We start from the raw sequence: 25,025 nt of genomic DNA, 5'->3' as shown, positions 1-25,025 counted from the left end.
TATGTGTGGAATTGCTGGTATTATAACAATGGCAGATTCTCCCGGCTACCGGGCAGATCATTACCGTGATATCAGAAAAATGACCCTCTCATTGGAACACCGTGGCCCCGATGGCGAGTCTTACTGGACCGATACCTCCCAGCAGATCTGGCTCGGGCATCGTCGACTTGCAATTATCGACCGCACAGCGGCAGCCGCTCAGCCAATGCATTACGGCGGGCGCTATTCAATTGTCTATAATGGGGAACTGTATAATTACCTTGAACTGAAGAAGGATCTGCAGGGGGCGGGACAAACATTTAACGCGGCCTCAGATACAGAAGTCATACTTGCTGCCTTTGATCATTATGGCGAAGATTGCCTCAGGTATTTCGATGGTATGTTCGCTTTTGCCATCTGGGATGCAGTAGATCAGCATCTCTTCCTGGCTCGCGACCGTTTTGGGGAAAAACCGCTTTTCTTCTACCAGGCAACTGATGGAAGATTCCTTTTTGCTTCTGAAATGAAGGCGCTTTGGGCAATAGGAGTACCCAAAATACCGCGCGATGACCTGAGCATTCTATTCCTTGCAACCGGAATGAGCAGTTTTCCATTAGATAATTCCGGCAGTTTCTATAAAGAAATAAACCAGGTGCCCCCTGCACATTCTTTATCGGTAAAACTTGTTTCAGGCCATATATCTGGACCAGTAGCTACCCGCTATTGGGATATTGATACTACTCATAACTCAATACTATCTGAAGCAGATGCAATAGAAAAAGTAACAGAATTTCTCCGGCAATCAGTACAGATGCGACTTCGATCAGACGTTCCGGTTGGAACCTCTTTAAGTGGAGGCATCGATAGCAGTTCTATTGCCGCAATGGTGGTCAGTGTAAAAGGTCAGCACTTCAAATCGTTCTCAGCAGTTTTCCCCGGATTTGAAAAAGATGAAAAGAGCCTGATCGATCTTACCAGCAATTGTCTGCAAATCGAAAATTACCAGGTCTCCCCCCACGCCGGGTCACTATCAGACCTTTTTGAAAAACTCCTGTATCACCAGGAACAGCCGGTCTCTTCAGCAAGCGTGTTAGTACAGTACCAGGTTTTTGCTCTGGCAAAACAACGTGGTATAAAGGTTTTACTCGATGGGCAGGGAGCTGATGAACTTTTTGGTGGATATGAAAATTATATCCACTGGTTTCTGCAAGAACAGTTTAGAAACGGGAACTGGAAAAAAATGCGAAGAGAGCATTTATCATTCCGCAATCATGGATCAAAGCATGGATGGGGACTGGGAAATTATATCGCCGCTTTGTTTCCGCAAGCGGCGCAGTACCAGTTATTGGCTGCACAAAAAACAGACATACTTGGGATCAGAAACCTAAATCCCGATTTTGCCGACGCACATTTTTCTTCTGAGGAATTGTATAAACCACTGGCAACAAAGCTTGAGGATATTCTATATTTTGACATTACAATGGGTCGCCTTCCTGAACTGCTTAGATATGCTGACAGAAATAGTATGGCCAATGGTTGCGAGGTAAGACTGCCCTTTCTTCAACCCGCTCTTGTTGATTTTGTTTTTTCATTGCCGTCTGATTATAAACTCCGGAATGGATTTACAAAATGGATTCTTCGTTCAGCCATGAACGATAGACTGCCTGCCGATGTCTGCTGGCAAACAAAAAAGATCGGCTTTGAGCCACCGCAACACCAATGGATGCAGGATCCCCGGATGCAGGAAAAAGTACATGAGTCAAGGAAAAAGCTGGTGGCCATGGGTATCATGCAAAAAAAAATACTTACACAGCCACTGAATCCAACAGCCGCCAATGCAAGGAACGACCCCGATTGGCGGGGGCTGGTGCTGGCGTCTCTGTAACATTCAGGGTGCCCGCAATGATGGTTCTGGCTTTTGTTCTAACTTTCACGCCCATAGATTTACATTAATAACAACGATATTATGAAGATTGCCACAAAGTTCATTCATGCGGGTATGGAACCCGACCCTTCCACAGGCGCTATTATGACACCAATTTACCAGACCTCAACCTATGTTCAGGAATCTCCCGGCATCAATAAGGGATTTGAATATGCCCGCTCCCAAAACCCAACGCGTAAGGCATTGGAAGAGGCATATGCACAAATTGAAAATGGCCGCTTCGGACTCGCATTCAGTAGTGGAGTTGCTGCCACAGATGCCGTTTTAAAACTTTTGGTTCCGGGTGATGAAGTGATTGCAGGAAATGATATGTATGGTGGAACGTACCGTTTGTTTACAAAGATCTTTGAACCATTCGGCATCCGTTTCAGGTATATTGATATGAGTAACTTGCAAGAGGTGAAAAACAGCATCAGCGCAAGTACAAAACTGGTTTGGGTAGAAACGCCTACCAACCCACTGATGAATATTGCTGATATAGCTGCTATTGCAGAGATTTCTAAGAGGGCAAAGGCTCTTCTTTGTGTTGACAATACTTTTGCATCTCCATACCTTCAGAATCCACTTGACCTCGGTGCCGATATTGTAATGCATTCAGCCACAAAATACCTCGGTGGTCATAGCGATGTGATACAGGGAGCCCTGATGATGAATGATACGGCTTTGCGCGAACGGCTCTATTTTATTCAGAAAAGTTGTGGAGCGGTACCCGGACCGATGGACTGTTTTCTGGTGCTGCGAGGCATCAAAACCCTTCACCTTCGTATGCAACGTCATTGTGAAAATGGTGAAAAAATTGCTACCTGGTTACGCCAACACCCAAAGTTGGGAAAGGTTTTCTGGTGTGGATTTGAAGATCATCCCGGCTATGCAATAGCCAGTCGCCAAATGAGAGGCTTTGGTGGCATGATGAGTTTTGAATTAAAAGACGATAGCATGGAAGCCGCAAAGAAAGTTCTTTCCGGAACCCACCTGTTCTCTCTCGCTGAAAGCCTTGGTGGCGTTGAATCGTTAATTAATCACCCCGCATCAATGACACACGCCTCCATACCCAGGGAAGAACGTATTAAGAACGGGCTCTCCGATTCACTTATAAGACTCAGTGTAGGTGTAGAAGATGCAGATGACCTCATCGAAGACCTTGAAAAAGCAATCGGATAATAACAACCCGAACAATCCAGGAAACCCATCCGACGCCTGTCCTGACAGGCGTCGGATGGGTTTCCTGGATTTCCTTAACCGGAAGGTGGAAGAATACAACCAGCCAGCTTTTATTAAGGATGACCCCATTTCTGTGCCCCACATGTTCAGCAGCAAAGCTGATATTGAAATCGCAGGACTGTTTGCAGCAGTATTTGCCTGGGGAAACAGAACCACTATCATCAATAAGTCAAAAGAGCTGATGCGGCTCATGGATAATGCGCCACATGATTTTGTGCTGCACCATAAAGATGCTGACCTGAAAAGGCTGCTTTCCTTTAAACATCGCACCTTCAATGCTACAGATCTTTTGTATTTTATTGATTTCCTGCATAATCATTACAAGCAGCATGATTCGCTGGAGCCCGCATTCCTGAAAGGATTTTCTCCAACAGACAAAGACACAACCGGCGCGCTGAATGGATTCTATACCTATTTTTTCGGGGGAGCCGATGTGCCCCACCGAACCCGGAAACATATTGCAGCACCATTCCGGCATTCTTCCTGTAAACGAATTAGTATGTACCTGCGCTGGATGGTACGAAACGATAAAAAGGGTGTGGATTTTGGATTGTGGACGGGTATATCGCCAGCTGAACTTGTTTGCCCGATTGACCTTCATGTTGCACGGGTAGCATATAGGTTCGGGATTCTTTACCGGCAACAGATCGACTGGCAGGCTGCACTGGAACTAACAAACTGCCTGCGCAACTACGATCCTGAAGATCCTGTGAAATATGATTTCGCTCTTTTTGCACTGGGCGTAGTAGAGAAATTCTAACTTTAAGATATGATTGACGATCAGGATATGTTGGCCAAATTGGAACAGTTTTCAGACGAGAATTCAAATCGTAGGGAGTCTGATGGCTCAGAAGCTTTCCCAGCTGATTCTGAGGCACTTGCTGAAATATTACAGGAACTTGAACTCACCACCAATCACGAAGCGTTACAGTTGGAGAAAATCAAAACATGGTCCGATTTGAGAAATAGCCTTGCGATTTGGGTATCAGGAATGATCAACCGAAGTTTCGAGGAACTTATTTTTACGCTGTACCGGATAGATATAAACGAAAACAAATTAAAATTTCTGCTCAGCGAAAAAGTAGGAGAAGATACAGATTATATTATAGCAGATCTTATTATAGAGCGGCAGTTACAGAAATTGCAAACACGCAAACAATTCCGGCAACCGCCACCCGAAAATGAAGAAGATAGCTGGTAACCTTTTAGGCTTTTACCTTTGTTTTGAACTTTTCAATAGCCGTTCTTGAAAATTCTCCCAGTATGAGTCTGCCACTGATAGCTGCACGCTCAGTGAGCAATTGATCCCAATGGTCTGTCCCTTTCCAGAAGATTTTTTTCAATTCCTGCATTGCATCCGGTGAAGATGCAGCCAATGTAGATGCCAGTCGCGCAATGGACTCATCCATGCTCTCCAAATTAGGATGGAGTTCGGCATAAAGTCCTTTTCGCCTTGCCCAGTCTGCATTTCGCCACATGGTGGCATCAATCGCAAGCTGTGAAAAAGCAGAAGCCCCTATCTTTCTTTCTACAGCTGGACCAACCACAAATGGTCCTATTCCCACCGCAAGTTCACTAAGTTTTATTTCAGCACCTTCTGCAGCAATGGCATAGTCAACAGCTGCCGCTAATCCAACTCCGCCTCCCACACATTTTCCATGAATCCTTCCAATAACCAGTTTGGGACATTTGCGCAGTGTATTTATCACCTGGGCAAAGCCGCTGAAAAATGCGAATCCCTGCTCCGGTGTACTAATAGCATTAAGTTCATCAAAGGAAGCACCTGAACAGAAAACAGTATCGCCACCTGACCGCAACACAATTACGCGTGTACTATCGTCATTACCCGCCGCGTGTATCTCAAGGGCAAGTTCCTGTAATAATTTCCCCGGCATTGAATTGCTCTGGGGGTGATAAAACTCAATTGTTGTGATGTCTTTTCTTGTATCGCTTTTAACGTAACCGCCCTTTATTTCATGGATCATATAGCAATATTTAGGGGTTCTAAAGTTAATTTTTTTTCTGCACCATTGTTAGTATGGTAGCAATGGCAACCTGCTCACCGGTCTGGTCCATTACCTCTACTAACCATTTAACGATGCCTTTGGGTATATCAGTATCCAGTTTTTTTTCCTGTTCAATTTTTTCTTTACAGGTGAATCTAACCATGATTGTAGCCCCCGCATAAACAGGCTTCACAAAGCGCAGCTCATCCAGGCCATAATTCAATAATACCGGCCCCCGCGCACTGCTGTCAACAAATAATCCCGCAGCCGCACTAAGAATAAAATAACCATGTGCCACAGGCTTTTCAAAAAGCGTACCCTCAAGTGATGTATGATCTGTATGGGCATAAAAATGATCCCAGCTCAGGTTGGCAAAATTTGCGATATCCCCTTCAGTAATGGTTCGTCTCCCGGTTATCAATTGCTCTCCCACTTTCAGATCCTCAAAATACTTACGGAATGGATGCACATCGTCATGAAGCCCTGCAGCGCCCGCCTGATATTGATTGGTGATGGATGTTATCATATCGGGCGAGCCCTGTATAGCCACACGCTGCATATAATGCTTCACACCCCTGATACCACCCATTTCCTCTCCTCCTCCCGCGCGCCCCGGACCTCCATGAACCAGCAGGGGTAGCGGCGAACCATGTCCTGTAGACTCCTTTGCACAATTTTTATCAAGTACCAGAATCCGGCCATGCCAGGCTCCGGCACCCATAATATACTTACGGGCAAGAGCACTATCAGCGGTCACAATCGAACTTACCAGCGAACCTTTACCCATTCGCGAAAGTTCAATGGCCTCGTCATCATTTTTATATGGCATAATGGTGCTTACCGGACCAAAGGCTTCCACATCATGTGAGGCCGTGTTTTCAAATGGGTTCTCATTAATGATGAGTAAAGGGCTGATGAACGCGCCTTTAGTTGCATCTGCATCTACAACCTCCACACTGTCAAGCGATCCGTAAACAAGCTGTGAGCCCGCAAGTAATTTTGTTACCTGTTCAATTACCTCCTGCTTCTGTGTTTGTCCCGCCAAACTACCCATCCGAACGTTTTTGTTCAATGGGTTCCCAATTGTGGTTTGTTGTAATGCCGTGGCAATGCCTTTCCAAACATCTTCCATTTTATTCTCCGGCACAAATATGCGTCGGATGGCAGTGCATTTTTGTCCCGCCTTAACTGTCATCTCCTTTCGAACCTCCTTGATGAATATATCCCACTCAGGTGATCCTGGCATTACATCCTTACCCAGCACAATACAATTAAGTGAATCTGCTTCCATATTGAAAGGCACACTCTCTCTCAATATCGCGGGATGTGATCTCAACATTAATCCCGTTGACGCAGATCCTGTAAATGTTACGACATCCTGACTTTGAACATGATCCAGTAAATCACCAGCACTACCACAGATAAGCTGTAAAGCTCCATCAGGCAGAATACCGGAATTGATTATTTCCCTAACAACAGCTTCCGTAAGATAGGAGGTTACGGTTGCCGGCTTAACAATGGCGGGCATACCCGCCAGCCAATTGACAGCAACTTTTTCAAGCATCCCCCATACCGGAAAATTGAAGGCGTTGATATGTATTGCAACACCTTCTTTTGGAACAAGTATATGTGTTCCCATAAAACTGTTCTCTTTACTGAGATTATGTGATTCGCCATCCACCGCAAAGCTTTCATTGGGGAATCGCCTCCTTAAGGAAGCATAAGAAAACAGGTTTCCTATCCCCCCTTCAATATCTATCCAGCTATCGGCCTTGGTAGCGCCGGAGCGAAAACTGATATCATAAAATTCCGGTAAATGCTGCTGCAGGTGCAGAGCAACTGCTCTTAACATTCTTCCTCTTTCGTGAAAGCTCATCTTCCTTAAGGCTGGATTACCAACCTTGCGGGCATATTCTGTCATGGCTTTAAAATCCAGACCCTTGGAGCTGGCAGCAGCAAAGGGCTCGCCAGTAACTGCATTGTAAAGCAGCTGACCATCGCCATCGCCGGTGATCCAGTTGCCACCAACATAATTCCCCAGTTTATTCATATAGCAAGCATTTAATGGTGCAAATTAGCTGAAAAAGAATTTAGCCGTTGGTGGGTGAACACAAAACATCCCCCATATTTGCATTAACAAATAACCGGTATATGAAGCAATTAACCATTCTTTTAGCCTGTTGCTGCCTTATGGTAGCGTGTAATGATGGTGCAAACGAATCAGAGGAAAGAAAAGATGGTTTTTCAGAAACAGCAAAGACGCCTGAAGACAGCCTGTATAAATTGGTTATGGAAGGCCATGATATCGGAATGGCAAAAATGGGAAAGTTGAGAGGCCTTCAGCAACAGGCGCAACGCAGCCTTGATAGCCTTAATAAATTGTCATCTTCCGAAAATAAGGCACAGTGGCAACAAACGCTTATGGATATCCAGGAAGATCTCAACTATGCAGAATACAGTATGAATACATGGATGGAAGAATTCAACACCGACTCTGCAAAAGATAATCCTGAACTCCGGTTAGAGTACCTCAGGACCGAACAGGATAAAGTTGAAAAAGTAAAAAACAATATTCTCTCCAGCATTCAACGCGCCGACTCCATCTTCAAAAAATAGGTGAACTATTCAATGCGATTCTATGCATCAATCCCAAATTGCCGGAGATGATGCAGGGCATGTTTATGCAGCAGTTGTTGCTGGCCATTAAAATCAAGAGGCCCAAAAAACGGGTTGATAATTTCTTTTGCCGGATCCTCTTTATATGATTCAATAAATGCTTTGAATGCACGTCTTAACTCGCTTACAGCCGTTTCCATATCTGCCAGCCGGGGAGCAGGTGGCATATCTTTTATCAATGGGTTCTTAGTATTTTCCTGGAATGGCATATCACTGAACAGAAATGCTTTCATATTAGGAAGCTTTTCTTCCGGGGTCAGTTGGGGTACCGGGATCTTTCCCGCCGCCACCAGTACAGCATCAATAAAATGCTCCACCATCTGCTGTGCGTTCATAAGTCCCCATTTGCCAGGGGCATCAGGAGGCAACGTTAGCAACAGCCGGGGGAATTCCTCAATAAGGAATTGCAGTTTTGGATTATGCATATGCCTTAGGCTACTTTGCGTTTTTCTATCTCTTCGCATAATGCATCGAAGATCTCATCCACCGTGCCTTCTCCCTTCACACCAACAACCTTATCAAATTCACGGTAATGATCTGCCACAGAAGATGTCTTTTTATGATATTCGGCTATGCGGGCCCTGATCACCGATTCATTAACATCATCCGTTCTTCCACTCGTTAGTCCGCGGTTCAAAAGTCTTTTAATTAGCTCCTCCTCTGTTACCTCCAATGCCAGTACTACATTGATACCTTCCCCCTTTTCAGAAAGCAGGGTGTCTAATGCCACACTTTGAGCCTTTGTACGGGGGAAGCCATCAAAAAGAAATCCTTTAGCCTCCGGATTATTATCCAATGCCGACCTGATCATTCCTATCACCACTTCATCGGGCACCAGTTCACCGCGATCCATTAAAGTTTTAGCTTCCATTCCAAGCTTCGTTTGGTTGGCTATCTCACTACGCAGGATATCACCCGTTGAAAGGTGCTTCAATCCATAACGGGAGATCAGTCTTTCTGACTGTGTGCCCTTTCCACTTCCGGGAGGGCCAAATAGAATTAAGTTGAACATGCTTGCTTTGTCCTGATGAGGTTCAAATTTAAGGCTTGTGTGTTAAAAATACCCCATAAAATGATTTCAATCGATTGACAAACCAATCCGATGCAACTTTGCCTGCGTAGTTTTGTTACAAAAATATGTCAATTATGATGCGATATTGTGCCCTCTTATTATGCCTTGTTGTATTCCAGCAATGCAGCTTCTCGCAATCATCACCTAATAAAGAAAAAAAGTCTATGGATAGCGCCCGTAATAATCCTGTGTATGACAGGAACGCCACAGAAAAGTTGAATCTGAGCGAAGAGGAGTGGAAAAAAATCCTTCCACAGGAAGTATACCAGATTGCCCGCCAGAAAGGCACTGAAAGGCCCTGGACCAGCAAATTTGAAGACTCCAAAGAAGTTGGAACTTATTATTGTGCCGCTTGCGGTAATGCCCTGTTTAAGAGCGATACCAAATTTGACAGCGGCTGCGGATGGCCAAGTTTTTACCAGCCAATCTCCAAAACCAGTATCATCTATACTCCTGACAACTCACATGGAATGCAGCGCACAGAGGTCACCTGCGGACGTTGCAAAAGTCATCTGGGCCATGTGTTTGAAGACGGCCCTCCTCCTACAGGCCTCCGCTATTGTATAAATGGAGTTATTCTTGATTTTGAAAAAGCAAAAGACGCAGAGAAGACTTATAAAGGAAACAAAGGCGAGTAAAAAACCATTATCTTATATTATGACAACCGGCCTATTTAAATGATGGGTAAACTTAATATGATTAAGATTGTAGCGTAACTTAAGGGTCTTAAAAACACCTTAGCTTATGCGGAATTATATTTTACTTCCGGCACTGGTTGCGACACAGTTCTTCTGCGTTTCCCTTTCTGCCCAACAAAAGGCCTCCCGGTCTGCCAAAGTGAAACAGTATACTATTGAACAGTTTTACAAAACAGTCAATTATAACAGCGCCTCTTTCCATGATGATGAAAAACAAATAGTTCTTAGTGAAAACAGCACGGGAATTTTCAACGTTTACAAAATGGACCTGGCTGCTAAATCACTTAGTCCGGTGACCAAATCTGCAAAAGAATCTTATTTCTCACTCGGATTTGTTCCGGGTACAAATGATCTCCTTTATACTGCTGACCAGGGTGGAAATGAAAACAGTCATATTTATCTGCTTAAGGCCGATGGAACCACTAAAGACCTCACCCCCGGCGATAAAGTAAAAGCCGGCTTCAATGGCTGGAACAAAAGTCGGGATGCTTTTTACTTCAGCACCAACCAACGGGATCCTAAAACCTTTGATCTTTATAAAATGCAAAAGGGTAGCTGGGAACCCACTCTTATCTACAAGAATGACTCGGCACTTAACACAGGGGATATCAGTAAAGATGAAAAATGGCTCACGCTCGTAAAAGCAATTACCACCGACCAGTCCGAACTATACCTGGCAGAGCTCGCATCGGGTAAACTAACCAAAATTTCTGTCGATACCGGCGTTGCCAACTATTCTCCAACAGGATTTGATCCTGATAACAGTGCATTTTACTATTCTACCAACGATGGAAATGAATTCACTTACCTGGTAAAATATGACCTCGCAACAGGCAATCGTTCCAAACTCCTGACAACTAATTGGGATATCGAGGGAATGAATATCAGCCGTAATGGAAAATACCGGGCTGTTTACCTTAATGAGGATGGCCGGATGAATTGCCGTTTGTTCGATCATAGGTCCGGTAAGGAAATAAAACTTCCTAACGTACCAGATGGAGGTGTCCGCTACCTAAGCTTTTCACCATCTGAAGAAAGAATGCTGCTGGGAGTAGCCGGTGACCGCAATCCGCTCAATATATGGTTCTATGAACCGGCATCAAATAAACTTGAGCGACTCACCCGCTCGCTTAACCCTGAAATTGATCCTGCTGACCTGGTAGATGCCGAAGTTGTAAGGTTCAAGTCATTTGACGGACTTGATATCCCCGCCATATTTTACAAACCTCATGGTGCTTCTGCCACTAATAAAGTGCCGGCATTGGTTTGGGTTCATGGTGGGCCAGGTGGACAAAGCATGGCGGGTTATTCGCAATCAATCCAGTATTTCGTAAACCATGGTTATGCGATCCTCGCAGTCAACAACCGCGGCAGTAGTGGATATGGTAAATCATTTTTCGCGATGGATAATCAGAATCATGGTGACAAAGACCTCAAAGATGTGGTATGGGGTAAGAAATGGCTTGCCCAACAATCCTATATCGATCCCTCTAAGATCGGAATCTATGGTGGTAGCTATGGTGGCTTCATGACCCTGGCCGGATTGATCCAGTACCCCCAGGAGTTTGCTGTTGGAGTGAATCTTTATGGTGTTACCAACTGGATCAGAACCCTCCGCAGCATACCGCCTTATTGGGAAAGCTTCCGGAAAGCACTCTACCAGGAAATGGGTGATCCGTCAACGGCAGATAGTGTTCGTCTTCGTAATATTTCACCGCTTTTCAATACCGAAAAGATTAAAACACCCTTGTTGGTATTACAGGGATCCAATGACCCCAGGGTGTTACAGGTAGAAAGTGATGAGATCGTTGCAGGTGCAAGAAAGAATGGTCAACCCGTAGAATATATACTCTTCCCGGATGAGGGACACGGCTTTATGAAGAAAGCAAACCAGATGAAAGCAGCAGAGGTTACGCTTGATTTCCTCGAAAAACACCTCAATAAAAAAGGAAAGACGGGTGATAAAAAAGCGTTTTAATACTATTTATCGACAAATTAATCCGGTTGAGCGAATGCGTTCTTTTGCTTAAAAAAGAGTTTGCATATTTGTTTCAGCAAGCGGGCAACCAGCCGCCTGCAAGCTGAAAGAGGAAGCCCCTAACCCTAAATAAAGAGATTTTTCGTACGGTTGTTAATATTTGATTTGGACATTATCTGGAAAATTTTACGGTTCGCGTGAAAGAGAAAGCCCCTCCTGGACGAGGGGCTTTTCTTTGTCTGACACATGTTCGCATGATGTTCGAACACTTGTTAGGAAGTTGCCTTAACATGTGTCAGACACTTCGTTTACTTCACTTCATCAAGCTCCACCTTTACGCTTACTTCCACATCTTTCCCAACAACAAGTCCACCGGTTTCAGTTGCGCGATCCCATTTCAGACCATAATCAAAACGATTGATGGTAGTCGTGGCCTTGAAACCAGCCTTGGTTCCACGCGCGCCCGCAAGCTGTCCCCCATAGGTTACATCAAAAGTTACCGGCTTGGTAACATCGCGGATGGTAAGATTTCCGTTCAGTTTGTATTTGTTACCACTCACAAGTTGCATAGAAGTGCTTTCAAACTTAATGGTGGGAAACTTTTCTGCATTAAAAAAATCATCACTCTTCAAATGACCGTCGCGACGCTCATTATCCGTATTGATGGAATTCACATCAATTGAAAAATTAACCTTGGCATCAGTGAAATCAGGCTTGGTATGCTCAACAGTACCATCCCACATTTTAAAAGTGCCTTCCGCTTCGGCTACAACCATATGGCTAACCGAAAATCGAACTACAGAATGCCCTTTGTCGAGTTTCCACTTGGTTTGCGCCATTGAGCTGCTCACAAAAAATAAGCCGGCGATTGCCAGCAGTAAATTCATTTTCTTCATGTAAACGGGTTTTATTATTGTTTCAACACTAAGATATACCATTCATAAAAATTTGAGTGGTAAAAACCCAATATCAAGTAAATTTCCTCTTACAAAACTTTGCACATGACACTCATGAGAAAAACTCTACTGGCAGGATGCCTGCTGGTAGCAACCGCTTTTTCCGCCTCCGCACAGCGGAAAAAGACTTCTGAACCTGTTCAGCAGGCAGGATTCGATATAAACCAGTTTAAAAACTGGAAACCGCGAAATATCGGTCCGTCAGGAATGAGCGGTCGTATCACCGCCATTGATGCCGTCATTGATAACCCCTCAACTATTTATATCGGTGCTGCATCTGGTGGTGTTTGGAAAACTGATAACGGAGGGGCCGGATGGAAGCCGGTTTTTGATGAGCAGCCCATACTCAATATTGGATCAATTGCTATCCAGCAGAGCAACCCCAACGTGGTTTGGGTGGGCACTGGTGAGGGTAATCCGAGGAACTCCATTAATATAGGTGAAGGCATGTATAAAACCCTTGATGCTGGTAAAACCTGGCAGAAAATGGGACTGGAGAAAACGAGGAATATCCACCGTGTGATAATTGACCCGGTTAATCCCAATACCGTTTATGCAGGGGCAATTGGAAATCCTTATGCCCCTAACCCCGATCGGGGGGTTTTTAAAACTACCGATGGTGGTGCAAGCTGGAACAAAATCCTCTTTACCAATGATAGTACAGGTATCGGTGATATGATCATGGATCCTTCTAATCCCAATAAATTGTTTGCCGCCATGTGGCATCATTACCGCACACCATGGAGTTTTCATAGCGGCGGTAGCGGTAGCGGACTTTATATGACATTGGATGGTGGAGGCAAATGGAAAAAACTGGGTAAGGAGAATGGTCTTCCCGAAGGTGATTACGGACGAATTGGACTGGCTATATCACGCAGCAATCCCGACGTTGTTTATGCTTTGATTGAGGCTACCAAAAACGGATTGTATCGAAGCGATGATGGTGGTTACAATTGGAAACTTATTAATAGTAACCCCCAATGGGTTACAAACCGTCCTTTTTATTTCCAGGAAATTGCCGTAGATCCCCTGAATGAAAACAGGCTCTGGCTCATTTACCAGATGATCGGAGTTAGTGAAGATGGTGGTAAAGACTTCAAAGTGGTTATTCCTTATAATGGAATTCATCCTGACCACCATGCATTCTGGATCCACCCAAAAGATAATAAATTTATCATTGATGGGAATGACGGTGGAATAGGAATCAGTCGCGACCTCGGCAAGACCTGGATCTTTGATGAAAAGATTCCGGTGGGACAATTCTATCATATCAATGTTGACAACGAAATTCCTTACAATGTAATGGGCGGTATGCAGGACAATGGCTCCTGGCGTGGCCCCGCGTACACATGGATCAATGGGGGCATCCGAAATTATTACTGGGAAAGTATCTGGGGCGGTGATGGTTTTGATATGATGCCCGATCCTGACGACGCAAGCTGGGTTTATGCTATGAGCCAGGGTGGAAACGTGGGCCGGTACAACACCAAAACCGGAGAAAGCTGGTTTGTAAAACCTGCTAACCCTAACCTGCAGACGCAATTAAGGTTTAACTGGAATGCAGCAATTGCACAGGACCCATTCGATAATAACACGATCTATTTCGGTAGTCAATATCTGCATCGAAGTGCTAATAAAGGCAATACCTGGGAAACAATTTCGGGCGACCTCAGCACCAATGATTCAGCTAAGATCGACCAGAATAAAAACGGGGGATTAAGTCTTGATATAACCGGCGCTGAAAACCATTGTACTATTCTCACAATCGCTCCTTCCGCTAAAGAGAAAGGAATTATCTGGGTTGGAACCGATGATGGAAATGTTCAACTTACCAGAGATGGCGGGATAACCTGGACTAATTTCAGTAATAAGATCCCCGGCTTGCCCAAGGGAGCATGGATACCACAAATACAGGCAGGCCGGCATAATGCCGGCGAAGCTTTTGTTGTAGCCAATGATTACCGCCAGGGCGATTTCCGCCCTTATATATTCCGCACTACCGATTTTGGCAAAACCTGGACAAAACTGCTGGATGAAAAAAAAGTGATGGGTTATGCATTATGCGTTTTACAGGATCCAGTACAGCCAAACCTCATCTTTGCCGGTACCGAGCAGGGCCTTTGGGTAAGTCTAAATAATGGCAATACTTGGCAGCAATGGAAAAATGGATATCCCTCCGTGTCTACTTATGACCTTGCCATTCAGGAAAGAGAGGCCGACCTGGTAATCGCTACTTTTGGCCGGGCCCTCTGGGTGCTTGATGATATCAGGCCACTACGTTCTCTGGCAGCTGGTAATGGATTGCCGGTAAAAAAGGTGCTTACAGTATTTGAAGCCCCTCTGGCCTACCAGGCAGAATTCCGTAATGCTCCCGGCTATGAGTGGAGTACATGGGGACTATGGGACGCAGAAAACAGAAGGAGGGGAGCAGCCATAACATATCATGTTGATAAACGAATGCTTGATACAACAGCCCGCAAAAAGGCTGATACAGTGCAGGTTAAAATTTATGATGAGAATAATGAACTTATCCGAAATCTTAAATGGAAAGCCGATTCTGGGTATAACAGGAGCTACTGGGGTATGGAAAGAAAAGGCAGCCGCAGACCCGGTTCACTTAAACCAACAACCAATGCACCTGAACAGGGGGGCGACGACGTGCTTCCGGGAACATATAAGGTAGTTATAGAACTGGCCGGGCAAAAAGACAGCACAAGGGTGAGCGTAAACGCTGATCCGAGAATGGGAGACCGAAAAGAAATTTTGCTGGCACAACAAAATCTGAAACAAAGATTGCAACGAAGTGCCGATAAATTAATTGAAGGAATGGACAGACTAACGGAGGCAGAGGAAATTACCAAAAAAATGGATGCCCAATTAAAAGATATTACAGGAAAAGACGCCGACACCCTCAAAAAAGCAGGTAAAAAGATACAGGATGATATAAAGAAATTAAGGGAATTCGTAAATGGAAAGTCAATAGAAAGACAGGGATACGGTCGTCCGCAGCAGCCTCCAACCCCCATGTCGGTATATCAACAGGCAAACAGGTATATAAGTGCCAAAGCGTTGAAACCTGGAGCCGATGAAGAAAGAATGGTAACAGAAGCGGAGCAGGAAATCGGAAATGCAGTAGAAAAAATCAATCTGTTTTTCAACAATGATTGGAAAAACTACCGGAAACTGGCAGAAGATAATCCGGTTAAACTATTTAAAGATTACAGTGAGATAAAGTAAATGTTCTTGCGTTCAGGAAAAAGGGAGTGTCTGGTTGGCCAGGCACTTTTTTTTTAAAGATTCAGTGCGTTAAGTTGTTGCTGGGAAAAGGGCTTTTCAATAACTCTAAGACGATCCGGATGAGAATTGTCAGGTACAGTGGGGTGAAATGCGCTGATGAGGAGAATATTTAGATTAGGGTTCTCATCAAGAAGCATAGGAGCTTTCTCCCAACCCAATCCATCAGGTAAGTTATTATCAAGAAATAGAATATCAGGATTCCATATGTTCACCTTTAGCAGGCCCTCTGATAAAGTATTTGCAACAGAGACTTCATATTTTTTTTTGGTAAAATAGATCTTGAGTAACATGCACAGATCTTCCTCATCATCAACGATCAATATCTTTTTCAAAATATCCATATTTATTATAGACTAAATACAATGCCATCCATTTTTATGGGAAGATCCTGTAATTCAGCACCTTAATGGGAAATAAATTGCCCGCTAAGGTGCAGTTGCTGAAATTGTAATTTCTAAGATAATAACAATTACCGTGGCACGAAGTTTTTACCCGTACTGTAAAGGATTAAAATTTTCACTATTAAAATTTATCACTATGACTACTACATCAAAAATTGTACTTGGAGTATTGGGAGCTGCGGCTGCCGGAGTTGCTATCGGAATGCTCGTTGCACCTGAAAAAGGTTGTGACATGAGAGAGAAAATCGCTACAGGTGCCCGCGATTGGGCAAGCGAATTCACTGATTGGCTTACAGCACGTCAGAAAGACCTTAAGGACATAAAGAACACCGTTGCTGCCCACGCAGAAGATGTTGCTGACCAGGCTGGTGCAGAGTGGAATAAGGCGAAGAACACAATGAGCTGATAACATAATACCGCACGGAATAGCATAATTCTGTGCGGTACTTTTTCCATTCAAACATTATCGATATGGAAGCAATTAAATCCACTGCCGAAGATCTACTGGATCACGCTGGTAATCTATTAGAGTCTTATTATAAACTTACCGTCGTCAATGCCACAGAAAAAGCTACTAAAGCAGCTTCAGCAGGTTTCGTTGCGCTGGCAGTTGCATTTTTTGGCCTGATCATATTTTTTTTCCTTGGGATTGGATTAGCATGGTGGATTGGCGAAACCATGCAAAATATGAAAGCAGGGTTCTTTATAGTGGGTGGTGCATACGCACTCATCCTTATGATCTTTATCCTGTTACGTAAGCAAATGGTATTTCCCATGATACGAAACACTATCATAAGAAATGTATATGACTAATAATATTACAGACTATAATTCCCTGCAAGAGGAAAAACAAAGGCTTCAGGCACTTGTTTTACATCAGCGGGGCCAAATCAAAGCAGATCTTACAATGATTCGTGAACAGGCTCAGCCTGTTACCAATCTTTTCAGTTCCATTGCGTCTGTAACTAATAAACCCGCAGCTCAGCCCCTTCTTAAATTGGGAGTTGAAATGGGAATAGATGTGCTACTTAGGAAAACATTATTCAGAAATGCAGGCATGTTTAGTAAGTTACTAATGCCCATAGCAATGAGAGTTATGTCGTCAAACATCCTCTCGGGAAAAGCAAAAATTTGGGCCCAGGCAATTACTGACAAGATCTCAGAGAAATTCCGGAAATAATTCCGGAATTTTTATTGCGGCCTCCTGGCAGTCTTAAACCAATAAGTTCTTATGTCCTCAATGGTTTGAAGTAAAGATTCAAACCCCACTGGTTTTACCACATAGGTATTAGCTCCTAACTCATAGCATCGGCTGATCTCCTGCTCATTCTTGGTAGTTGTAAAAACGATAACAGGTATCTTCTTATAACGGGGATCCTCCTTGATCTCTTTCAAAACTTCTCTGCCATCTTTCTTGGGCATATTAAGATCCAGCATGATAAAACAAGGTAACGGGCCTTCAGTTGAACTAGCCCCCGGGTGTATACGCTTCAAATGATCCATCAGCTCCACACCGTTCTCTACAAATGTTAGCTTCTCCTTAAATCCCTTTTCTGTAAAAGCTGTCTCCAGCAGATAACGGTCATCTGCATCATCCTCAGCTACCAGTATATAAATCTTGTCTGTCATAAAATTTAAAAAAAGGCACCTGAGCGCCTTTTTATGTTAAAAACTTTATCCAGTGCAGGCGCAGCCTGAATTGGGTATAATTTACCCCTTTTTTAGCATTCCCATGATCAATGATACCAGGAAGATTACTATAAAAATATAGAACAGGATCTTAGCAATACCTGCAGCTCCGGCAGCAATTCCTGTAAATCCAAAAACAGCTGCTATCAAAGCGATTACGAGAAAAATAAGCGTCCAGCGTAACATAACTTATAGCTTTAAGGTGAATGAATAATTATTTTCTTATATGTTAAAGAACCGTGCCAGTTGGGAACTGGTAATAATGGTATGGTTTTTCTATTTGTAATACACACCTAAAAACAGTTGCAATGGAAAACAACATCCATGTGAAATTAGAATGCAGTATTACAGACCCTCGCGCACTTTGTTCCCTTATGGAATTAATGATTGAAAAAATGAAAATGATTCAATCACTTGCCAGTTCAGTTCAAAGAATGGAACTTAACCTTTTTGATGATAAGAATACGAATACACAGGAACCCGACAAGGTTGCAATGTTCCGTCTTGTTAGTAATGAAGGGCATATTACAGAGTCATCCAGGTCAGCGCGATGGGATGATGCTGTGTTGAATACAATCGACAAAATCAGGGAGAGGGTTTCGAAGCTCAGTCCCTGGGAAACAGCAAAGTAAAAGTTGCTCCTTCCCCTGGTTTCGCGTCTGCGAGGATAACACCATTGTGGTTGGCCATTACCCGCTGGCAAATGGCCAATCCAATGCCCTTGCCACTGAAACTTTCCTGGGTATGTAACCGTCTGAAAATTTGGAAAATTTTATCACGGAATTCATTATCAAAACCAATTCCATTATCCTTAATCGTTATTGCAGTATAGGTTTTATCAAGATGAGGAAAGGTATTACCCAGCCGGCGGCCTTCTATTTGTTCACTATAAATGATTATTGCAGGCGATTGACCCGTTTTTGAATATTTTAATGCGTTATCTATAAATGCCCTGAACATACTCCTGACCTGCGCGGGATAAACCCATAGTTCAGGCATATTCCCGATTGTTATCATTGCATTTTTTTGTGAAATACTATCCCTGAAATTATCCCTCACCTCCTCAATTATTTTCTTTACGGATACCAGTTTCTTTTCCTCTCTTGAATCTATCAGATTCATATAACCTGAAACATCTTCTAGCATTCCCTGTAACCTCCTCGCGGAAACATCTATCCGCTGTAGTATTTTTTTGCCATCTTCATCAAGCTTCTCTTTTTGTTTGTAGATTAGTCTGTCGGAGAATGTGCGGATTTTTCTTACAGGCTCCTGAAGGTCATGTGAAGCCGCAAAGGCCAGCTGGGTTAGTTCAGCATGACTTTGTTTCAATGCCATCAGCTGGAGTTGTAATTCTTCCTGGTATTTTAACCGCTTAAAAAATTCACGCAGCAGTAGAATGAACAGGATCAGAAAAGCCAACCCAACCAATCCGAAAACCCAACGGAACATAGTAGGTGCCATACGCTGGTAAATATCTTTTTGCTGGTAATTATCTACCAATTGTTTCTGCTCATATTCCATCATCTTGTTCATGCCCAGCTTAAAGCTCTCCATAAGATTGCGCCCCTGCATCATATGATCATTCTTAACTGAATCATAAGCTTCTGCATTCACCATATGAACTGATGATTCTAATACCTGGATCCTCATCCTTGCGGCATTTTGAATTAGCCCCATTCTCGTTCTTTGTACATCATTATCTGCAACTAATTTTTTTACCTCTTCAAAGGTGGCGGGAATTTCATTTTTGGCAATAGTAAGGGGCTCCAGGTAAATACTATCACGGGTTATAATATATCCGCGTACCGCCGTTTCAGCCTCTTTCATCAGGCTGTTTAAACCCTCCATCTTATTCATGACCCTAAAGGTTTTTTCTACCTGGTCTGAATAGGAAATCATAGTGTTCAGCCTTTCGTAACTGGAAATAGTAAAAAATATCAGTACTGTGAGGGTAAGAATAAACCCAATTAGAAGATATATAAAGCTCGGATTTTTCATTTTTTGACTAATAATCCCCGTATTGGGTAATTTATTTCACTTATTATTTATATTTATGTAGAATCAATTTGGAGTAAATTTTTAGTTTAATTTTTTATTTGCTGATATTCAGATAGTTATAATTTTTCTCAATTTGGGGAGCTTATTTCAGGTTTTTGGCGTCTGGATTGTTTTATATATCAGGTAACCTTCAAATGAACGTTTATGATCCGCCAGCAACAAAACCAGCATCAGACATTAAAGATATTGCCTCAGCAGATTCAACTGCTCAATCTTTTTCAATTAAATACCCAGGAGCTTCAGATGCATATTCGCCAGGAAATGGACCAGAATCCATACCTGGAGGAAACCCTTGATCATACCGATGAGCGGCTGGGTGATACATATGACAGGGACGCGGCACAGGATTATAAAGACTGGGATGAATATGCCTACAATGATGTTCCTGATTATAGCGTTGAGTACGCCAATTATTTCAATGCAGAAGCCATGCCCGAAAGGCCAATGGCAGATGTGGTTGATTTCAGGGAAGAAGCACGCAGACAATTATCTATGCGTGTGGTGGATGACAGATTGCTGAGCCTGGCCCATTACCTGATAGATTGCCTCGAAGAAACCGGATTACTCCAAAAAGACCTCGAAGCAATTGCAGATGATTTCAGCTTCTCCCATTTTATGACAACAGAAGAAGAAGTGGAAGCTGCCCTTAAGCTGATCCAAGCCCTCGAACCTGCAGGTATTGGTGCGCGTGATATAAGGGAATGCTGGCTGTTACAATTATCACGGATGAACCAGAAAAGACCCGACGTAAAAATTTCAACCGCGCTTTTAGAGCGTTTTTATGATGACTTTAAAGGTCGCCGTTTTGAAAAGATAATGGATGCACTTAACCTTGATGAAGAAGAGTTTCGCATGATCGTTCAATTCCTGGGGGCCCTCTCCATGCGGCCTGTAGCAGAAACTGTTACCTCCATTTCTCCTAAAGACAATATCGTTCCTGATATACAGATTAGTTTAGATGCCGATAGCTTCAACATTACTGTTTGCGGTATTACAGCAGAAAATTTCAGGGTGAGCGATGCGCTCCAGGAGACCATGCAGGCTACCAAAGACAAAGGCGCCCTCCAATACCTCCGCAGCAAACTCCAGTCAGCAAACTGGCTTCTGTATGCTATCAGGCAGCGCAACGAAAGCATGATGAAAATTACCAAAGCAATCATCCAATACCAGAAAGCATATTTCGAAGATGGCGATGTTAATAAGCTTCAGCCAATGATTCTAAAGAATATAGCTGACCAGGTTGGACTCGATATTTCAACTGTATCAAGGCTTACCAGCAATAAATATGCTGACACCCATTTTGGAACAATTCACCTGAAAGACCTGTTTACCGAAGGTATTATCAACAAAACCGGTGAAGTTATCAGTAACAGGGTTATTCGTCATGCCCTGGAAGAAGTGATAAGCAATGAAGACAAAAGCAATCCATATACCGACCAGCAATTGGTAGCAATCCTTATGAACAAAGGCTATAAAGTGGCCAGGAGAACTGTTGCCAAATACCGCGACCTGTTGCAGATCCCGGTAGCACAGGTTCGGGCCATGTGGGCATAAGATTCGCATTACCATCAGATAATATATAAATCAATCATGCAGAAAATATTGGTGATAGACGATGACCGGGATATGTGTATGTTGCTGAACAGATTTCTGACAAGGCAGCATTTCGAAGTAACGGAGATGTACAACGGCAAAAAAGCGCTTGAATTCATGAGCCAGCAGAAACCTGATCTCGTACTCTGCGATTTCAGGCTGGAAGACATGGATGGAAAACAGGTTCTCACCAAAACCCGGGAAATGTATCCGGGCATTCCCTTTATTGTTATCACCGGCTATAGTGATGTAAAACTGGCTGTAGAAATCCTGAAAATGGGAGCCTATGACTATGTCACTAAACCGGTTTTCCCAGATGAAATATTAATTACCATCCGCAAAGCCCTTGATGCGGCCTCAAGAAACCATGTTCCTCAGTCGTCAGAAGAGTCAAAACCATCAATACCAGGCGCGTTACCGCGTCGCCAGGGTATTGAACCGCCAAAAGAAAAATACATTTTCGGAAATACCCCGGAAATGAAAAATATATTGAAGCAGATAGAACTGGTATCGCCTACAAATTACAGCGTCATCATTTATGGAGAGAGCGGTAGTGGAAAGGAAGCCATCGCCAGTAAGATACACGAACAAAGCAAAAGAAAAGATAAACCCTTCATAGCAATAGACTGTGGTGCCATGTCTAAAGAATTGGCGGCAAGTGAATTATTCGGCCATGAAAAAGGCTCCTTTACAGGTGCATTAAACCAGAAAGTAGGAAGCCTTGAACTGGCAAATGGCGGAACAGTATTTCTTGACGAGATCGCCAATCTTCCCTATGATATCCAGGTTTCATTACTGAGGGTAGTACAGGAGAGAAAGATCCGTCGAGTTGGAGGAAATAAGGATATTGAACTTGACCTTCGTATAATTGTTGCGAGTAATGAAAAATTATGGGATGCTGCGCGTAACGGAAAATTCCGCGAAGATCTCTACCATCGTTTTAATGAATTTAGTATTAACCTGCCCCCACTTCGCGAGCGAGCAGAAGATATACTACTTTATGCCCGTCATTTTCTTGCACTCACTAATGCAGAACTTGGAAAAGGTATCTCTGATTTCAGCAGGGAAGTACAGCAGGTGTTTATTCAATATCCCTGGTTCGGAAATCTTCGCGAATTAAAGAATGTTGTAAAACGAGCAGCTTTGCTCACCGATGGTGAATTCGTTGAAGTGCAGGCACTGCCATTCGAAATTATCTATCACGATAAACTGAATTTCTCAACACAGGTGCCCGATAGCCCGTCTAATTTCAATATGTACCAGGCTGCACCCGAAGCGGTAGCCCCGGTACAGGCTGCTCCTTTAAAACCTGTACTGAATGATCTATCCCTTAAATCTGCGAGTATAGATGCTGAGTATGAAATGATCGTAGAAGCGTTGAAGCAATCCAACTTCAACAAAACCAAAGCTGCAAGATTGCTCAATATTGATAGGAAAACCCTTTACAATAAAATGAAGCAATACCAGCAATTCAACAATCTGTAATGCAAAATGAAAATGGCAATATCTCCATCAGGCAACTGAGAGATCTGCTTACAGCCGATGAAAACAGTGATGGATTGGTGCAACAGATAACAGACCTTTTTCCTGCACTTATATATGTTTTTGACGCTGAGAGCCGTAAACTCAGGTATATCAACAGGCATATCACTGACCTGCTGGGCTATGCATGGGAAGATATCAGCGAGTGGGATAATGATTTCACGAAGATGATCTTTGATGATGATCTCACCCTGGTGCAGGAGGAACTGGAGAAATATTATAAGCTGGAAGATAATTCCAGCTATTCTTATAATTGCCGGTTAAAGCATAAAGAAAGAAAATTTCGGTATTTCCGGACTGTCGGAACCGTGCTCCGTCGAAACGAAAAAGGTAGCCCTTCCTCCATGTTATTCATGGCTCAGGATATAACCGAACAAATGGAAATTGACCAGGAACGCGCCGCCGCTCGCAAACTTATTGAAGATGCAGAGCGCATGTTGAATGTTGGAACCTGGAGCTGGGATATCCAGACTGATAAAATGGAATGGTCAGAAGGGATGTATAACCTCTTGGGATACTCAAAAGAAGAGAGACCGGAAACTACAGGTGAGCTTCTTTATAGTCATATTTGTGAAAGGGATAGAGATGATATCCGCTCAAAAATTACTACCACCTCCAATCTTAAAGAAGAATTTAAACTGGAGTTTTCCCTTGGTCGAAAAGACGGGAAACGTATATTTATAACTTCTGTTGCCAAGCCAGTTGTGAATAATAAAGGCGAGGTCGAAAAACTTACTGGTTTTTTTCGTGACATCTCAGATCAATATTCCCAGAATATTGAAAGCAAAGCAAGCCTGGAATTGCAGAAACAAACGGAACTTCTTTTGAATTATGGCGTATTTGTTTGGGATCTGAAAACAAATAATGTTTCGCGGTCTGAAGGATTAAGAGCTGTTTATGAAGATGATAGCGATGGGAAAGATCTGAAATTTGAAGACTTCCTTAAATCAATTCATGATGAAGATCGTGAGAGAGTAGAAACGGTAATAAGGGATGCAATCGAAAATCGATCCGACTTCGAAATTGAATTTGCTACTTACACAAGAAAGGGGCACCTGATAACGGTAAATAGCCGGGGGCGGGTTGTTGTTGATAACGCCAATGTTCCCATTAAAATTATTGGCAAAACCCGTGATGTCACCCGGGTAAAGCATGTAGAGAATGAATTGCAGCGGAATGTTCGTGAATTGAACCGTTCTAATAAAGAGCTGGAAGAATTTGCCTATGCAGCTTCACACGATCTGCAGGAACCACTCCGGAAGATCACCACCTTTGGGTCACGGCTCCGCGAAAAATTCGGAGATATTCTAGGCACAGAAGGGCAAATGTATCTTGACAGGATGGAAGCAGCATCCGGCAATATGCGCAACCTCATTGAAAACCTCCTGGAACTTTCCCGTGTATCAAGAAGTAATCATGCATTTGAATATATCGATCTTTCACTGGTTGCACGTGAAGCTATCCTCGATCTGGAAATTCCTATAGAGGAATCAGGGGCCATAGTAAAAGTAGAAACCCTGCCAGAACTTGAAGCTATCCCATCGCTTATCCGGCAAATGTTTATAAACCTGCTGGGTAATGCACTGAAATTCCGTAAACCCGATGTAGTCCCCCAAATCAGAATCAGTGCTTTTAAGATAAGTCGAAAAGATAAAGAATTGCATCTTTTACCTACCGACAAAAATTATTACCAGATCGATGTAGAAGATAATGGTATTGGTTTTGACCAGGACTATGAACATCGTATCTTTCAGATATTTCAACGGCTGCATGGTAAATCAGAATACCCGGGATCTGGCATTGGTCTTTCCATTTGCAAAAGAATTGCAGAAAGACATAATGGTCAGATCTTCGCAACGGGAAGGCCAGGTGAAGGAGCCACCTTTAGTTTTATCATACCAGACAAACAATAAG

At 43.3% G+C, this 25,025-nt stretch carries 24 protein-coding genes; 15 read left to right on the top strand and 9 right to left on the bottom strand.

The features are described from left to right. Position 1: 1 nt before the first annotated feature. The 4 genes from asnB to HY58_RS07330 all read left to right on the top strand — a co-directional run bounded on the left by asnB (position 2) and on the right by HY58_RS07330 (position 4,346). Positions 2-1,864, top strand: a complete 1,863-nt coding sequence (gene asnB, locus HY58_RS07345) for an asparagine synthase (glutamine-hydrolyzing) (protein ID WP_039130069.1) — start codon at positions 2-4, stop codon at positions 1,862-1,864. Positions 1,865-1,945: 81 nt separating this feature from the next. Continuing rightward, the gene (locus HY58_RS07340) at positions 1,946-3,085 is read left to right on the top strand and encodes a cystathionine gamma-synthase (RefSeq protein ID WP_039130066.1); all 1,140 of its coding nucleotides are present in this window, start codon (positions 1,946-1,948) and stop codon (positions 3,083-3,085) included. Next, on the top strand, positions 3,066-3,905 hold the full coding sequence (locus HY58_RS07335; protein WP_253271522.1) for a TIGR02757 family protein: 840 nt from the start codon (positions 3,066-3,068) through the stop codon (positions 3,903-3,905). The genes HY58_RS07340 and HY58_RS07335 overlap by 20 nt, the downstream gene beginning before the upstream one ends. 9 nt (positions 3,906-3,914) lie before the next feature. Continuing rightward, positions 3,915-4,346 (top strand): hypothetical protein, encoded by a 432-nt coding sequence (locus HY58_RS07330; RefSeq protein ID WP_039130064.1) that lies wholly within the window; start codon positions 3,915-3,917, stop codon positions 4,344-4,346. A gap of 4 nt (positions 4,347-4,350) precedes the next feature. Here the strand turns inward: HY58_RS07330 and HY58_RS07325 are convergent, their stop codons facing one another. Continuing rightward, complete coding sequence (locus HY58_RS07325) at positions 4,351-5,130, bottom strand: enoyl-CoA hydratase/isomerase family protein (protein WP_039130061.1); 780 nt, start codon at positions 5,128-5,130, stop codon at positions 4,351-4,353. A 25-nt stretch (positions 5,131-5,155) separates the two neighbouring features. Beyond that, a complete protein-coding gene (paaZ, locus tag HY58_RS07320; RefSeq protein ID WP_039130059.1) occupies positions 5,156-7,201 on the bottom strand; it encodes a phenylacetic acid degradation bifunctional protein PaaZ in 2,046 nt (681 codons plus the stop codon). Between the two features lie 101 nt (positions 7,202-7,302). Between paaZ and HY58_RS07315 the strand changes: the two genes are divergently transcribed. Continuing rightward, positions 7,303-7,767, top strand: coding sequence for a hypothetical protein (locus HY58_RS07315; RefSeq protein ID WP_039130056.1), 465 nt, complete (start codon positions 7,303-7,305; stop codon positions 7,765-7,767). Between the two features lie 20 nt (positions 7,768-7,787). Here the strand turns inward: HY58_RS07315 and HY58_RS07310 are convergent, their stop codons facing one another. Beyond that, positions 7,788-8,252: a DinB family protein gene (locus HY58_RS07310; protein ID WP_039130053.1), complete on the bottom strand. Its 465-nt coding sequence runs from the start codon at positions 8,250-8,252 to the stop codon at positions 7,788-7,790. A 5-nt stretch (positions 8,253-8,257) separates the two neighbouring features. Further along, positions 8,258-8,839, bottom strand: a complete 582-nt coding sequence (locus HY58_RS07305) for an adenylate kinase (RefSeq protein WP_039130052.1) — start codon at positions 8,837-8,839, stop codon at positions 8,258-8,260. A gap of 134 nt (positions 8,840-8,973) precedes the next feature. Here HY58_RS07305 and msrB point away from each other — a divergent pair, with 134 nt between their 5' ends. Next, positions 8,974-9,537, top strand: a complete 564-nt coding sequence (msrB, locus tag HY58_RS07300) for a peptide-methionine (R)-S-oxide reductase MsrB (RefSeq protein WP_253271521.1) — start codon at positions 8,974-8,976, stop codon at positions 9,535-9,537. Positions 9,538-9,643: 106 nt separating this feature from the next. Next, positions 9,644-11,575 (top strand): alpha/beta fold hydrolase, encoded by a 1,932-nt coding sequence (locus HY58_RS07295; RefSeq protein WP_039130047.1) that lies wholly within the window; start codon positions 9,644-9,646, stop codon positions 11,573-11,575. A 308-nt stretch (positions 11,576-11,883) separates the two neighbouring features. On the opposite strand, the gene HY58_RS07290 is transcribed toward HY58_RS07295, so the two are convergent. Next, positions 11,884-12,471 carry a YceI family protein gene (locus HY58_RS07290; protein ID WP_039130997.1) on the bottom strand — a complete coding sequence of 196 codons (588 nt, stop codon included), beginning with the start codon at positions 12,469-12,471 and terminating at the stop codon, positions 11,884-11,886. A gap of 114 nt (positions 12,472-12,585) precedes the next feature. Here HY58_RS07290 and HY58_RS07285 point away from each other — a divergent pair, with 114 nt between their 5' ends. After that, a complete protein-coding gene (locus HY58_RS07285; RefSeq protein ID WP_216593782.1) occupies positions 12,586-15,768 on the top strand; it encodes a hypothetical protein in 3,183 nt (1,060 codons plus the stop codon). Between the two features lie 53 nt (positions 15,769-15,821). Here HY58_RS07285 and HY58_RS07280 read toward each other — a convergent pair whose 3' ends face one another. Next, positions 15,822-16,160, bottom strand: coding sequence for a response regulator (locus HY58_RS07280; RefSeq protein WP_172644618.1), 339 nt, complete (start codon positions 16,158-16,160; stop codon positions 15,822-15,824). A gap of 205 nt (positions 16,161-16,365) precedes the next feature. Here HY58_RS07280 and HY58_RS07275 point away from each other — a divergent pair, with 205 nt between their 5' ends. The 3 genes from HY58_RS07275 (at position 16,366) to HY58_RS07265 (ending at position 17,409) form a co-directional block, all read left to right on the top strand. Further along, on the top strand, positions 16,366-16,635 hold the full coding sequence (locus HY58_RS07275; RefSeq protein WP_039130041.1) for a YtxH domain-containing protein: 270 nt from the start codon (positions 16,366-16,368) through the stop codon (positions 16,633-16,635). 65 nt (positions 16,636-16,700) lie between these two features. After that, a complete protein-coding gene (locus HY58_RS07270) occupies positions 16,701-17,042 on the top strand; it encodes a phage holin family protein (RefSeq protein WP_039130039.1) in 342 nt (113 codons plus the stop codon). After that, a complete protein-coding gene (locus HY58_RS07265) occupies positions 17,035-17,409 on the top strand; it encodes a hypothetical protein (RefSeq protein WP_039130036.1) in 375 nt (124 codons plus the stop codon). Before HY58_RS07270 ends, HY58_RS07265 begins: the two co-directional genes overlap by 8 nt. Positions 17,410-17,420: 11 nt before the next feature. Here the strand turns inward: HY58_RS07265 and HY58_RS07260 are convergent, their stop codons facing one another. Beyond that, complete coding sequence (locus HY58_RS07260; RefSeq protein WP_039130033.1) at positions 17,421-17,858, bottom strand: response regulator; 438 nt, start codon at positions 17,856-17,858, stop codon at positions 17,421-17,423. Positions 17,859-17,939: 81 nt separating this feature from the next. Further along, positions 17,940-18,104: a DUF1328 domain-containing protein gene (locus HY58_RS19175; protein ID WP_039130031.1), complete on the bottom strand. Its 165-nt coding sequence runs from the start codon at positions 18,102-18,104 to the stop codon at positions 17,940-17,942. A 122-nt stretch (positions 18,105-18,226) separates the two neighbouring features. Here HY58_RS19175 and HY58_RS07250 point away from each other — a divergent pair, with 122 nt between their 5' ends. After that, positions 18,227-18,550, top strand: coding sequence for a hypothetical protein (locus HY58_RS07250; RefSeq protein WP_039130028.1), 324 nt, complete (start codon positions 18,227-18,229; stop codon positions 18,548-18,550). On the opposite strand, the gene HY58_RS07245 is transcribed toward HY58_RS07250, so the two are convergent. Then, positions 18,525-19,817 carry a CHASE3 domain-containing protein gene (locus tag HY58_RS07245; RefSeq protein WP_256381575.1) on the bottom strand — a complete coding sequence of 431 codons (1,293 nt, stop codon included), beginning with the start codon at positions 19,815-19,817 and terminating at the stop codon, positions 18,525-18,527. The two genes, HY58_RS07250 and HY58_RS07245, sit on opposite strands and share 26 nt — an antisense overlap. A gap of 303 nt (positions 19,818-20,120) precedes the next feature. On the opposite strand from HY58_RS07245, the gene rpoN reads away from it, so the two are divergent. The 3 genes from rpoN to HY58_RS18790 are packed head-to-tail and all read left to right on the top strand — an operon-like array spanning position 20,121 to position 25,024. Beyond that, positions 20,121-21,530 carry an RNA polymerase factor sigma-54 gene (gene rpoN / locus HY58_RS07240; RefSeq protein ID WP_039130024.1) on the top strand — a complete coding sequence of 470 codons (1,410 nt, stop codon included), beginning with the start codon at positions 20,121-20,123 and terminating at the stop codon, positions 21,528-21,530. 36 nt (positions 21,531-21,566) lie between these two features. Beyond that, positions 21,567-23,054, top strand: a complete 1,488-nt coding sequence (locus HY58_RS07235; RefSeq protein WP_039130021.1) for a sigma-54 dependent transcriptional regulator — start codon at positions 21,567-21,569, stop codon at positions 23,052-23,054. Then, on the top strand, positions 23,054-25,024 hold the full coding sequence (locus HY58_RS18790; RefSeq protein ID WP_052323925.1) for a PAS domain-containing protein: 1,971 nt from the start codon (positions 23,054-23,056) through the stop codon (positions 25,022-25,024). The genes HY58_RS07235 and HY58_RS18790 overlap by 1 nt, the downstream gene beginning before the upstream one ends. The last annotated feature ends 1 nt before the right edge of the window (position 25,025 follow it).

Origin of the sequence: Flavihumibacter sp. ZG627, from assembly GCF_000814325.1 — a bacterium.
Taxonomy (GTDB): Bacteria; Bacteroidota; Bacteroidia; order Chitinophagales; family Chitinophagaceae; genus Flavihumibacter.
The sequence above is the reverse complement of the archived record's forward strand: the minus strand, read 5'-3'. Positions and strand labels throughout refer to the sequence as shown.